Origin of the sequence: Pseudomonas sp. GL-R-19 (assembly GCF_019956375.1) — a bacterium.
GTDB lineage: Bacteria > Pseudomonadota > Gammaproteobacteria > Pseudomonadales > Pseudomonadaceae > Aquipseudomonas.
In genome coordinates, this window is sequence record NZ_JAHBDJ010000035.1 from 24,887 (window position 1) to 38,045 (window position 13,159).

The 13,159-nt window shown below is 60.2% G+C and carries 10 protein-coding genes; 7 read left to right on the forward strand and 3 right to left on the reverse strand.

From position 1 onward, the window contains the following. Window positions 1-51 precede the first annotated feature (51 nt). The 3 genes from KGA83_RS18935 to KGA83_RS18945 form a co-directional block, all read right to left on the reverse strand. A complete protein-coding gene (locus tag KGA83_RS18935) occupies window positions 52-5,802 on the reverse strand; it encodes a membrane-targeted effector domain-containing toxin (RefSeq protein WP_223530510.1) in 5,751 nt (1,916 codons plus the stop codon). Between the two features lie 308 nt (window positions 5,803-6,110). Further along, window positions 6,111-6,614, reverse strand: coding sequence for a murein L,D-transpeptidase family protein (locus tag KGA83_RS18940; RefSeq protein WP_108216542.1), 504 nt, complete (start codon window positions 6,612-6,614; stop codon window positions 6,111-6,113). 109 nt (window positions 6,615-6,723) lie between these two features. Next, on the reverse strand, window positions 6,724-7,275 hold the full coding sequence (locus KGA83_RS18945) for an NUDIX hydrolase (RefSeq protein WP_008016748.1): 552 nt from the start codon (window positions 7,273-7,275) through the stop codon (window positions 6,724-6,726). A 147-nt stretch (window positions 7,276-7,422) separates the two neighbouring features. Here KGA83_RS18945 and KGA83_RS18950 point away from each other — a divergent pair, with 147 nt between their 5' ends. From KGA83_RS18950 to guaB, 7 genes are all read left to right on the forward strand, one after another. Continuing rightward, a complete protein-coding gene (locus tag KGA83_RS18950; protein ID WP_108216543.1) occupies window positions 7,423-8,022 on the forward strand; it encodes a CoA pyrophosphatase in 600 nt (199 codons plus the stop codon). Between the two features lie 53 nt (window positions 8,023-8,075). Beyond that, window positions 8,076-8,600 carry a gamma carbonic anhydrase family protein gene (locus tag KGA83_RS18955; RefSeq protein WP_223530512.1) on the forward strand — a complete coding sequence of 175 codons (525 nt, stop codon included), beginning with the start codon at window positions 8,076-8,078 and terminating at the stop codon, window positions 8,598-8,600. Next, on the forward strand, window positions 8,597-8,812 hold the full coding sequence (locus tag KGA83_RS18960) for a DUF1289 domain-containing protein (RefSeq protein WP_223530513.1): 216 nt from the start codon (window positions 8,597-8,599) through the stop codon (window positions 8,810-8,812). The genes KGA83_RS18955 and KGA83_RS18960 overlap by 4 nt, the downstream gene beginning before the upstream one ends. 148 nt (window positions 8,813-8,960) lie before the next feature. Further along, window positions 8,961-9,428, forward strand: coding sequence for a VUT family protein (locus KGA83_RS18965; protein ID WP_223530515.1), 468 nt, complete (start codon window positions 8,961-8,963; stop codon window positions 9,426-9,428). 87 nt (window positions 9,429-9,515) lie between these two features. After that, window positions 9,516-10,697, forward strand: coding sequence for a formate-dependent phosphoribosylglycinamide formyltransferase (purT, locus tag KGA83_RS18970; RefSeq protein WP_108216547.1), 1,182 nt, complete (start codon window positions 9,516-9,518; stop codon window positions 10,695-10,697). Window positions 10,698-10,882: 185 nt separating this feature from the next. Next, complete coding sequence (locus KGA83_RS18975) at window positions 10,883-11,431, forward strand: sugar ABC transporter ATPase (protein WP_223530516.1); 549 nt, start codon at window positions 10,883-10,885, stop codon at window positions 11,429-11,431. A gap of 218 nt (window positions 11,432-11,649) precedes the next feature. Then, window positions 11,650-13,119, forward strand: a complete 1,470-nt coding sequence (gene guaB / locus KGA83_RS18980; protein ID WP_008053208.1) for an IMP dehydrogenase — start codon at window positions 11,650-11,652, stop codon at window positions 13,117-13,119. Window positions 13,120-13,159 lie beyond the last annotated feature (40 nt).

The window sequence follows — 13,159 nt, forward strand, 5'->3', positions numbered from 1 at the left end:
GCGATTTCAGCGGGCTTTTTGTTGGGCGTGATAGTGGGGGACTGGCGCCGATTACGGCGCTGGCGTCAGCTGAACCTCTGCCTTGAGTACTTGGATCAGCATGTCCTGGTACTCGAAACGTCGTGCCGTCATGTCCCAGCGGTCGATAAAGAACAACCCGTTATGGTCCACCTGAATCGGCGTGGAAACAATTTCACCGCTGCGGGAGCGGTGCAGCAGGTTGGTCTCGGCAGTCGAGGGGCGTTCGATCAGGAAGTGCCCCGTCTGGCGCAGTCTGGACCTGTCGACAGGTACAAAGGGCGCAGGAGCTCGCTGCCGGGCGTTGCTGACTTCCAGTTTGAAGTCACTGCGTATCGCCCTCCAGCGAGGCCCCGTGAGATCGGTTTCCCAGAACCCCAGGTGAATGCCTCTGGCCATTGACGGCGCGCACTCTCTGACATGCAGGCTGACCGTGCCCAGGATCTCGGCCAGTCCCGATACGCCTTGGAAGTTATTGGTGTGGGCGCTGCCGATGAAGGCAATCCACTTATGGGGCCCATGTGCCGTCTGGTCGGCCAGGATGACCCGGGAGGCGAAGTAGTTGAACATCTGGTTGCGGGCCTTTTCCGGATCAGGCAAGCCCTTGAGGTGATAGCTGACGGTACAGTCCAGCGCCCTGATGCGGATGCCATATTTGTTGGCGGCCTGGATGACTTCCGAATAGTTGTCAGAGCCAGTGTAGAGCGGCATATGTCCCCGATCCTGGGCTTTGAGGTAGGCCTTGAGGTTGTCGGGAAACCGCTGGGTTAGATGGAACACCTCCAGTTCAGCCTGGTGCAGGTCGGTGAGCAGGTGTTCGACGTAGAGCGTCTTGTAGCCCTGCTGCTTCAACTGCTTCATGTGCTTTATCAGAAATGCCTTGCTCGATTCTGCCGAGTGCGCCTCGCCAATCACCAACCCCGGCAGGTGGCTTTCGCTGATTTGTTTCAGGAACGACTCGGGCGTGGTGCTGCTGATCGTTGGCAACGCTGGCCTGGCAGGTGGAACATAGTCGGCAAAGAAACTCTTGGCATTGGTATTCAAGTTTCTGCGTAACTTGATGAATTCAGAGAACGCTTCAGCTCGCGTTAGTTGGGACGGTGCGTAGCGAGAATCCAGGCCGCGCGGTTGGTCGCTCATGCGGGCGATCTCATCTCTTAGCGACGGTGCAATATCGAAGTCGTTGAAATGGCCAGTGCTGACGACGGATGTAGAGGCAGTCGGTGAGATAGGTTCGGGCGTCTTGTACGGTGTTTGCAAGGTCATGTGGTAGTCGCCTTTGGCGAGTGCATCACCTGGTATTTTGCCGGGGGTGTCTGACCAGATGCCCACCGGTTGATTCAAACCGACGTCTTCGATGCGCAGCGCGACCGCATTGTTCAAGTCCGCCAGACCAGGTGTGCCGTTGTATGTGGTCATGCGCGAGTGATCGACCAGGGCGATCCAGCCTTCGTTCGGTGTATCGGCCATGTCGGCTTCAATGACTTTGTGCGAGTAATAGTTTCTCAGGCTGTTGGGCTGGGGCGTGGTCGGCGAGCTATCGCCCATGAGCAGGACATCGTCCAGTCGATAGGAGGTCGAGGCGTCCAGCGCCTTGATTTGCACGCCTTTTTCCCTGGCCTTGTGTACGAGCGCCAAGTAAGAGTACTCGGCGTCTTTTGCGATGCCGAAGGACTGGTCTATGGCCTTCAAATGTTTTTTGATGTGCCGCCATGATTTCCCTTGGTTGAACTTTTCAAGCTTGAGCTTGAATACATCCCCCGGCAGGAACTCCACATACAGGCGCTTGAAACCTCGTTCGACCAGGGCATTCATGTTGGTAATCAGTGCCTGTTTGCTGGCAATGGAGCCTGGCACGGCGCCGATAACCAGGTTCTTGTTACCGGCAAAGGCGTCGTTGGCTATCAATTGGGATAGCGGGGTACTGGCCTCTACGGCAGGCACGTTGGCGCGAGCGGGCAGCGTGTCGAGGAAGAGGAAGAAGTTATCCGCGTCCCTGGTCAGGCGTTCGACCTGTTGCAGGTAAACCGTGCGTAACGAACGCAGTTCATTGGCGGCACGGCCCAGCACGGTGTCGACCAGACCTTGGCCAATATCGTCTGCCTGGCTGATCATGAGCGTCCGCATCTGCGGGTCCATGACCGGCTCAAGCCTGCTCCAGTACTTCTGTGGCATCCCATAGTCTCTTGACGGTCCGGGGGTTTCAGGCACTGTTTCATATTTCGGCGCGCCGCCGGAAACCCCGGTGCGGGTCCAGATGCCCTCGGCGTTCGGTGCGGCCAGGCGCGTGGTCGAGACCCATTTACCGCTGACCGGGTCATGGCGATATAGCAAGTAGCGACCGATCACATCCGGGGTATTCGGCGCCCAGAGCACCTCGCCGTTGAACAGCACCGGCTGCATGCCTGCAGGCGCCGGGGGGGCGGTTTCCAGCTGGCTGATCAGCTTCATCGCCCGACCTTGCTCGGTGCTGGGAACTGCCAGGCGCACGGATTTGCCGATGGGTTTGAACGATTTCAGGGCCGGACGCAGGTCGGTGAAGAGGGCGCCGGCGCTGTTGAACAGATACCCGGCGAAGTGCTCAAGGGCGGCCGAGGTGTCGCCCTGGTTGTACGCATGCAGGGCGAACATGCTGTCCTTGAAGGCCAGTAGCAGGCCAACACTCAGACTCAGAACCGGGAAAGGCGCAGTGGCGATGGCGGCCACGAATTCCACGCACGTCCAGAGCATGCTGGTGATCATCTGAGTGCGGTTAGTGGTGGTGGCGGTCACTTCGTCGATCTTGCGTTGCAGCTTCATGTTGTACAGCAAGCGGCGCAGGTCAAGCACCGGAGGCAGTGCCCGGGTCGAGTCGTAACGTGGGGGGCTGGGGGTGGTTTTATCCAGGCCCTCGGGCAGCCCTTGTTTGGCGGCCTCCAGAAATGTCTGGACCCGGCCCCGGGATCGAACATCGACACGCTGGGTGAGGTAGCCGATGAATCCGGGCAGTTTTTTCAGCAGGTAATTGAACTGCCTGGCCTCGCGAAAGGTGATGCCGTCGGGGGCATGGGGCGTATAGAGCAGCACCGGGTTGTCAGCGTGGCTGAACAGGTAGGTGTCGATGACCCAGTCGCCGTCGACCAGCAGGCGATGGATGGCGTATTTGCCGCGAGTCTCCAGCGGCGTGTCACCCATACTGGCAATGCAGCGCTCAAGCCATTGCAGGTCAACGCCGGCGATGTGTCCTTGCAGGCGACACTCCAATGCGGCACTGAGCATCTGTCGTTGAGTAATGGCCAGCACCGCATTGCGCCTGAAAGTAAACGCCGGGCTGCCCGGGTCCAGCAACTCGGCCTTGACCTTATCGACGTAGCGCTGGCCAATCCAGACGCCGGTGACCGAGCGTGCGACGGCTTCCGGATTGGCATTCAGGGTGCTCAGGTCGACGCCTTGCGGGCCCCTGTACCTTGCCGAGCGGGAGAACTTTTCGTCGAGAAAACCGACACCATCGGCGTAGCCGTCACGGTAGAGCCGGGTATACGTCATGGGTGCCGGTGTCCGAGTGCCGAGCGCGGAGGGTGGATAGGCCCATACGGTGTCCGGGTCGACATCGTTCTGACGGCGCCCCAGCAGTTGGTTCAAGCGCTCCTTGGCCTTTTCATGCAGGTAGGCATCGAAGCTTGGGAAGCGGGCTTCGGACTGTGGATGGTCGTTGTAGGTCTGCAAGCTGCCTTCTGCATCCTCGGCCAGGGTCGAGAGTCTTCGCCTGACATCAATGGTGGCTGAGCGATACCAACTCGGCGTATTGAATTCGTAGTTATCGATACGTGTGGCGAGCACATGATCAGCCATCGATTTCAGACTCTGGCGATAGTTGCCAGCGTTGAACGCGATATTGTTGTAATCCTGGGCATGGAACTTCTGGCTCAGACCGTTCAAGAGGTGCTTCATCGAGTTGCGAAAGCGCAGTGGTACCTGGCGGATCAAGTAGTCGGTCATGGTGCCGGGTGGGGCCTTGAGGCCGTTGTCCTGGGTCCAGCCGAGGATGTGTTGCCGGCACGCAAGCTCGCTGTCGAACGCCTGGAACTGGTGCTCTTGTGGTGCCTCGGGGGTGCAAAGCAGTACGCGGTTGACCGTCCCGTTGGCATCGCTCTGGTGCATCACCCAGAGGTCCTGAAGTTGCGCACCGTGCAGCGATAGGACGCTGGCGCCCAGGGTGGCGGCGCTCAGTCGCGCATCGGTACCCTGGCGCAGGCGCTGGATCGCCTGGTAGTCGTCTTCGCGAATGTGGCCTTGCAGGAAGGCCGTGTAGGCCAGGGCGTTGATCCGCTGGTCGAGCATCTGCTCGATGGCGCTGCTGAACTCAGGCCGGGCGTGCAGTTCTTGTTGCACCTGTGCAAAGTCGAACCGAGGTTGCAGGGTCATCAACTGTTGCACGATCCACGCTGGGGTCAGGTCTTGGTACGCATCGGGCAAGGGCGCTCCGTTATACGTAAAGGTGGTCTTCGTCAGAAAGTCGGAGCCAGGCAGTTCGTCGCCGGTATGCAGGCCCCGCAAGGCCAGGTCGATCAGGTTGCGATTGTGTTCATAGTGGCCGACGCCGGGCACAAACCGTTGGGTTTTGACCTGTAGGTGCTCCGGGTTCAGGTCGTGAATCTCCAGGTCATCGCTCAACCGCTCCAGCCATTGAAAACGGGCCAGGGCTTGGGGGTTCGCGGCGGGGCCCAACAGATCGAGCAGGTGTTGGCGTGCCTGGTTGTAACTGGCCAGATGTTCAGCCAGCGTGGCCCGGTGTGCCTCGCTGGCGCTGCGATACCAATCGGGTGCGCTGTAGCGCAGCAACCGTTCGAGCAGGCGTTGGGCGCGCAGTTCCAGGCGGGCGCTGAGGTCGGGCAGGGCGCTACGGATCGCGCGGTCGAGGGCCGCGATCAATTGGGCGGGGTCGTGCTGCGGGTTGTCCACCAGGCTCAGGGCCCGGTCGATATCCTGGGTGCGCTTGGCGATCAGGGCACCGACGGTGTGTTCGAACAACGGCTGGTCGTCGATGGGTGATAGTTCCAGGGGCCAGATTCCGGCGGGGCTCAAGGCGTGGTAGCGCGTGGGCAACCTGTCGATGAACTCACTGCGCCCGCTGGCGTGTTCCATGTTTTGCCGCAAGTGGGTGTCGAGTTCGGCCAGGGTGTTGAACGATTCGATCCCTCGCGCAGGTGTGAACAGCAACACTTGGCCGACGTCCTGCGCGCTCATCAGGTCGTTGACCACGACGCTGTTTTTTTCTGTGGCGACAAAGGCACCGGCCAGCTCGACCTGTTGCGCCTGGTAACTGAACTGCAAGGCGTACAGGCCTGGGCGCAAGCTTGGGGGCAGCGCCACGCTTTCGAGCATCGTGCCTTCTTGTGGGTGCAGCAGGCGATCCTGGACGGCGAGCCTGGCTTCATGCTCCAGGGCGGTGAACCCGGCTTCGAAGGTCATGTAGGATTTGAGTGAGCTGCCATCGATCTGCTCACGCAGGTCCATGTCCATCAGATGCGTGTTCAAGGTGCTCTTGAGAGTAGTGAGCAGAGTCTGGCCTTCCGAGGTTTTCAGGTCGCTGTTGGTTAATCCTTGATAGTGGGTTTTGGCCTTGCTCAGGAACTGTTCCCGGTAGCGCTTGAGGATGCCGTCCAGGCGTTCCAGGTAGCGTTGTTCGGTTGTGGGTTTATGATCGGGCAGCAGTGGGGTTTGGGCGTTGAGCAGGTGATGGCCGATTTGATTGAGGTAGCCTTTGATTTCTTCAAAAGACGGTGGGGGGGTGGGTGTGCTCATGGACGCGGTCTCCAGTCGGTAGAAAGAGCCGGCAGCATGGCGAGGAAGAGGGAGGGGGTGGTGGTACATATGTATGCCACGATTTGGCGGGAGTATCGCGATACAGGCTGGGAGCCTGCTCGCGAAAACGGCCTGTCAGTCACAGACTCGGGGTTGGTTTGAAGTGGTATTGGAGGTGGGGATTTTGAAGGCAAGGATCGCAGCCTGCGGCAGCTCCTACGGTCGGGATTGGTATCACCTCTGTAGGAGCTGCCGCAGGCTGCGATCTTTTGAATTTATTTTTTGATGTCGACCAATGGTCGTGGGGATTACGGGCGGATTTCGATCATCGTGCCGTCGGGCACCAGGTTCCAGACTTCGCGCATGTCCATGTTGCGCATGGCGATGCAGCCGTCGGTCCAGTCCAGAGTGTGGAACAGGTCTTCCGGGGTGTCTTCACTGTCCGGGGTGCCGTGGATCATGATCATGCCGCCGGGTTCGACGCCTTCACGACGGGCGCGGGCCGAGTCGCTGATGTTCGGGTAGGAAACGTGCATCGCCAGGTTGAAGCGGTCGCTGGTCTTGCGCCAGTCGACCCAGTAGAAGCCTTCCGGGGTGCGCTTGTCGCCTTCCATCAGCTTCGGCCCCTTGGGACGCTTGCCCAGGGAAATGCGATAGGTCTTGAGCGGCTTGCCGTCATTGATCAATTGCAATTGATGGGAAGACTTGAGAATCAGGACTTTCTCGATGATCTTGCCATTCAGGGTTTCCACGGCAGAAGCCTCGGACAACGCGACGAACGACAAACAGAACAGGGCAAGCAACCAGCGCATTGAAACGATTCCCCAGGAGGTGTCGCGACTATTTATGTATAGAAGTTTTTGCAGGCTCGTGCCGCGTCCGGGCGGTCTTTCGACGCCTTTGAGTGATGCCGATATGACATCAGATAATGGCAGGCTGAGCAAGTGGCGGGATCGATTCAGACCGAACGGGATAGACCTCGGTCCGCCGGTCAGCGAAGAAGCATTCTAAGGTACGGCCCACCGTGCGGAAAGCCAGCTCATCCCATGGAATGTCCGCTTCGTCGAATAGTTGCACTTCCAGGCTCTCGGGGCCTGCAGAAAAGTCCAGGTCGGCCAGCTCGGCACGGAAGAACACATGTACCTGGCTGATATGCGGCACGTCGATCAGGGTATAGATGCTCAGGTTGCGCACCCGGGCGCAGGCTTCCTCGGCGGTTTCGCGAATGGCGGCCTGTTCGATGGTCTCGCCGTTTTCCATGAAACCGGCAGGCAGGGTCCAGTAGCCGCGACGTGGCTCGATGGCCCGTCGGCACAACAACACCTTGGTGCCCCAGGTCGCCACGCAACCGGCGACGATGTTGGGGTTCTGGTAGTGAATGGCCTGACAGCTGTCGCAGACAAAACGCAGGCGCGAATCGCCTTCGGGAATGCGCTGGGTCACCGGGTTACCGCACTGGCTGCAAAATTTCATGCTGGGGTTCCTGAATGCTGCGCCTATCTTGGCGTGCGGCAGTGTCTGTCGGCAAGTTGTCGTTTCGCGACATGGGGCTGTTGCGGGGGTTGGGCGACCGCAGCGATTGGTGCATGATGCCGGGTAGGGCACAGATCGAGAACACTCATGCTGGACGAGCTACTGCATCGGGTTAGCAACCACACACCAAGCACATTGGAGACCGACCGTCGTTTTCCCGAGGCCGCGGTGCTGGTGCCCATCACCCGCAGTGACGAGCCCGAGCTGGTGTTGACCCTGCGTGCCAGCGGCCTGTCGACCCATGGCGGCGAAGTCGCCTTTCCCGGCGGGCGTCGTGACCCTGATGACCCGGACCTGATTTTCACCGCCCTGCGGGAAGCCGAAGAAGAGATCGGCCTGCCGCCGGGGCTGGTCGAGGTGATCGGCCCGCTCAGCCCGCTGATCAGCCTGCATGGCATCCAGGTCACGCCCTATGTTGGAGTGATCCCGGATTTTGTCGAATACCGGGCCAACGATGCGGAGATCGCCGCGGTGTTCAGCGTGCCTCTGGAGTTCTTCCGCAAAGACCCCCGCGAACATACCCATCGCATCGATTATCAGGGCCGCAGCTGGTATGTGCCGAGCTATCGCTATGGCGAATACAAGATCTGGGGGTTGACGGCGATCATGATCGTCGAGTTGATCAACCTGCTGTATGACGCCAAAATCAGCCTGCACCAGCCTCCCAAAAGCTTTATCAATACCTGAAGCCATCGTTCGAATGGTTTGAACCTGCCTGCCTGAGCCTTGAGGACAACACGATGAAATACCGCCTGGGCGACGCCCGCGTCGAAACCCACCCACAGAGCTGGGTCGCACCCAATGCCGTGCTGGTGGGCAGGGTCAAGCTGGAAGAGGGCGCCAACGTCTGGTTCAACGCCGTATTGCGCGGCGACAACGAATTGATCCTGATCGGCAAGAACAGCAACGTCCAGGACGGCACCGTGATGCACACCGACATGGGGTACCCGCTGACCATCGGCACCGGCGTGACCATCGGCCACAACGCTATGCTCCACGGCTGCACCGTCGGCGACTACAGCCTGATCGGGATCAACGCGGTGATTCTCAATGGCGCGAAGATCGGCAAGAACTGCATCATCGGCGCCAACTCGCTGATCGGCGAAGGCAAGGAGATTCCGGACGGATCGCTGGTCATGGGTTCGCCCGGCAAAGTGGTGCGCGAACTGACCGGGCCGCAAATCAGGATGCTGGAGGCCAGCGCTGCTCACTACGTGCACAACTCGCAGCGTTATGCCCGCGATCTGGCCGAGCAGGAACAATGACCGCCACTGAACGCCCGGTGGCATCGCCCTGCGTGAACATTTGTGCGCTGGACGACGATGATATCTGCACCGGTTGCCAACGCACGGTGGAGGAGATTACCCGCTGGAGCCGCATGACCAACGACGAGCGGCGCAAAGTGCTGGGGTTGTGTCATGAGCGGGCCAAGGCCAGTGGGCTTGTCTGGATGATCGGGGCAAAACCGCGGTTGTAGGAGCGAGCTTGCTCCGGGCGGCGTTCCGACGATGGACCTATGAACGCCGCGGGGTGTCAGGTTTTATCGCGTTATCGTTCACGACCATCGCGAGCAAGCTCGCTCCTACAGTATTCTGTGCGGCAAATTGACAGGTACTTTCCCGCCCATGCTCTTCCTGATCGCCTACATCAGCAGTGTCGTGCTGATCAACTACGCCTTTTCCACCGCGCCGCACCTGGACATCATCTGGTCGGCCTGGGGCGGTCTGGTATTTATCCTGCGCGACATGGTGCAAGCCCGGTTCGGGCATGGCGCCCTCGCGGCGATGCTGGTGGCGCTGGTGTTGTCCTATGTCACCTCCGATCCGTCCATCGCTCTGGCCAGCGCCACGGCGTTCGCGGTTTCCGAGTGCATCGACTGGCTGGTGTTCAGCATCACCAAACGCCCGCTGCATGATCGCCTGTGGATAAGTTCGGCCCTGAGCATTCCCCTCGATACCTTTATCTTTTTCGGCATGATCGACGCCCTGACGCCGGGGGTGATCCTCACCGCCCTGGGTTCGAAGTTCGCCGGGGTCACCGCCGTGTGGCTGATCATGGCCTGGCGCCTGCGCAAACAGGCTGTCGTCAGCTGAAGTTCATGTAAAATGCCGCGCTTTCTCCCCATGGGAAGCGCGCATGGCGACGCGTCCCTCGATGATCCGCTCCTTGAGGACCTTCAGATGACCCGTATCGGAACCCCATTGTCGCCCACCGCGACCCGCGTATTGATGTGTGGCTGTGGCGAGTTGGGCAAGGAGGTGGTGATCGAGCTGCAACGCCTGGGCGTTGAAGTGATTGCCGTGGACCGCTACGCCAATGCGCCGGCCATGCAGGTGGCGCACCGCAGTCACGTGATCAACATGCTCGATGGCGCTGCCTTGCGTGCCGTGATCGAAGCCGAGAAGCCACACTTCATCGTGCCGGAAATCGAAGCCATCGCCACCGCCACCCTGGTGGAACTGGAGGCCGAAGGTTTCAACGTTATCCCGACTGCCCGCGCCGCGCAATTGACCATGAACCGCGAAGGCATCCGTCGCCTGGCCGCTGAAGAACTGGACCTGCCAACCTCGCCCTACCACTTCGCCGATACCTTCGAGGACTACAGCAAAGCCGTCGAAGACCTCGGTTTCCCATGTGTGGTCAAGCCGGTCATGAGTTCCTCGGGCAAGGGCCAGAGCCTGTTGCGCAGCGTCGATGACGTGCAGAAAGCCTGGGACTACGCCCAGGAAGGTGGCCGTGCCGGTAAAGGTCGGGTGATCATCGAAGGCTTCATCGATTTCGACTACGAAATCACCCTGCTGACCGTGCGCCACATCGGCGGCACCACCTTCTGCGCGCCGGTCGGCCACCGTCAGGAGAAGGGCGACTATCAGGAATCCTGGCAGCCGCAAGCCATGAGCCCGATTGCCTTGGCCGAGTCCGAGCGTGTCGCCAAAGCGGTGACCGAAGCCCTGGGTGGCCGTGGTCTGTTCGGTGTCGAGCTGTTCATCAAAGGTGATCAGGTATGGTTCAGCGAAGTCTCGCCGCGCCCGCACGACACCGGCCTGGTCACCCTGATTTCCCAGGACCTGTCGCAGTTCGCCCTGCACGCGCGGGCCATTCTCGGTCTGCCGATCCCGTTGATCCGTCAGTTCGGGCCATCGGCCTCGGCGGTGATCCTGGTGGAAGGACAGTCGACCCAGACCGCATTCGCCAACCTGGGCGCGGCCTTGAGCGAGCCGGATACCGCGCTGCGCCTGTTCGGCAAGCCTGAAGTCAACGGCCAGCGCCGCATGGGCGTGGCCCTGGCGCGCGACGAGTCGATCGAAGCCGCCCGCGCCAAGGCGACCCGTGCTGCGCAGGCGGTTGTCGTAGAGCTGTAAAAACAGCTATGGCGGGCCTATACCTTCTATAGGCATCGCGCCATTGCTTTACCTGTAGGAGCGAGCCTGCTCGCGATGGACTCAAGAACACCGCGGGGAACCCAGACTCCCCGCGTTATCGTTAACGACCATCGCGAGCAGGCTCGCTCCTACAGGTCATTTATCAATGCTTCAGGCCTGTACCCATGAACTCGCAAAGCATCATCGTCCCGAAAATCTCCACCCTGCCGGTACACGAACCCCGGGCCCGGGCGGTCGTGCGCTGGCTGGTGCGCAAGAACATCATCGAGGAAGAGCTGACCACCTGTGGTCGCACCGGCAATCGCATGGCCCACGCCATCGCCGACGGTGCCCGCGCAGTGGTCCTGCACCCCGAAGCCCTGCCGTTCGGTGAGCCGATCAATGGCCTGGAGATCATCACCAAGCGCTGCATCTATACGCCGGCCAAGGGTTTCCTTGAAGAGGCGGGCTGCGCCGAGTGCCGCAAGGAAATCGGCGAAGCCCTGTTCGAAAGCCTGGAAGACTGGATGCCGGGGCGTACCGACAACTTCACCTGTCCGGAATGCGGGCATGAAGACGACATCAACGGGTTTCTGTTCCTGCAGGAATGCGGCTTCTCCAACCTCGGTTTCATCTTCAACAACTGGGCCGAAGCCGAGTTCAAGCAGAGCTTTCTCGACGAATTCGCCGATTGGCTGGATCAACCGGTCAGTTGGGTGAAAGTCGAACTCTAAACGCCGTATTCTCCTGTAGGAGTTGTCGCAGGCTGCGATCTTTTGATCTTGTTTTCCGAAAATCAAAGTCAAAAGATCGCAGCCTGCGGCAGCTCCTACGAAAAGCCCGAATCCCCGTATATCTGTAACATCGATAATAGACAGAGTTTTACATTGAACCCGAGGGGGTCTCTGACTATAATGTCGCGCTTCCATTTTCCCGCTCGGGAGCCCCCGCGATGCTGCGTATCAGCCAAGAAGCTCTGACATTCGACGACATTCTCCTAGTGCCCGGTTATTCCGAGGTGCTTCCTAACGAAGTCAGTCTCAAGACCCGCCTTACCCGTGGCATCGAGCTGAATATTCCACTGGTTTCCGCCGCCATGGACACCGTCACTGAAGCCCGTCTGGCAATCGCCATGGCTCAGGAAGGTGGTATCGGCATCATCCACAAGAACATGACCATCGAGCAGCAAGCTGCCGAAGTGCGCAAGGTCAAGCGTTACGAAGCCGGTGTGGTCAAGGACCCGATCACCATCGTCGCCGACGCCACCGTGCGCGAGTTGTTCGAACTGACCCGCATGCACAACATCTCCGGCGTTCCGGTGCTGCACAATGGCGACCTGGTCGGCATTGTCACCTCCCGTGACGTGCGTTTCGAGAACCGTCTGGAAGCCACTGTCCGTGAAGTGATGACGCCTAAAGAGCGTCTGGTCACGGTCAAGGAAGGCGCCGACAAGAACGATGTGCGTGAGCTGCTGCACAAGCACCGCATCGAACGCGTGCTGATCGTCGACGACAAATTTGCCCTCAAGGGCATGATGACCGTCAACGACATCGAAAAAGCCAAGGCTTACCCGTTGGCCAGCAAGGACGATCAAGGTCGTCTGCGTGTCGGCGCAGCTGTGGGTACCGGTAAAGATACTGGCGATCGCGTTGCTGCGCTGGTCGCTGCCGGCGTTGACGTGGTGGTGGTCGACACTGCCCACGGTCACTCCAAGGGCGTGATCGACCGCGTTCGCTGGGTCAAACAGAATTTCCCTGAAGTGCAGGTGATCGGCGGCAACATCGCCACCGGCGCTGCCGCCAAGGCCCTGGCCGAAGCCGGCGCTGACGCAGTCAAGGTCGGTATCGGCCCTGGCTCGATCTGCACCACCCGTATCGTCGCCGGTGTCGGCGTGCCGCAAATCAGTGCCATCGCCAACGTTGCCGCAGCCCTTGAAGGCACCGGCGTGCCGTTGATCGCCGACGGCGGCATCCGTTTCTCCGGTGACCTGTCCAAGGCCATCGTGGCCGGTGCTTCCTGCGTGATGATGGGCTCGATGTTCGCCGGTACCGAAGAGGCTCCGGGCGAGATCGAACTGTTCCAGGGCCGTTCGTACAAGGCTTATCGCGGCATGGGTTCGCTGGGCGCCATGTCCCAGGCCCAGGGTTCCTCCGACCGTTACTTCCAGGACTCCTCGGCAGGCGCCGAGAAGCTGGTTCCGGAAGGCATCGAAGGCCGTGTTCCGTACAAGGGCACCCTGAGCGCGATCATCCACCAGTTGATGGGCGGCCTGCGTTCCTCGATGGGCTACACCGGCAGTGCCGACATCGAAGAAATGCGCACCAAGCCTGAGTTCGTGCGGATCACCGGCGCTGGCATGGCCGAATCCCACGTTCACGACGTGCAGATCACCAAGGAAGCGCCAAACTACCGCGTAGGTTGAGCCTTCAAGCAACAAGCTAAGCAACCGGGGCTGTTTTATT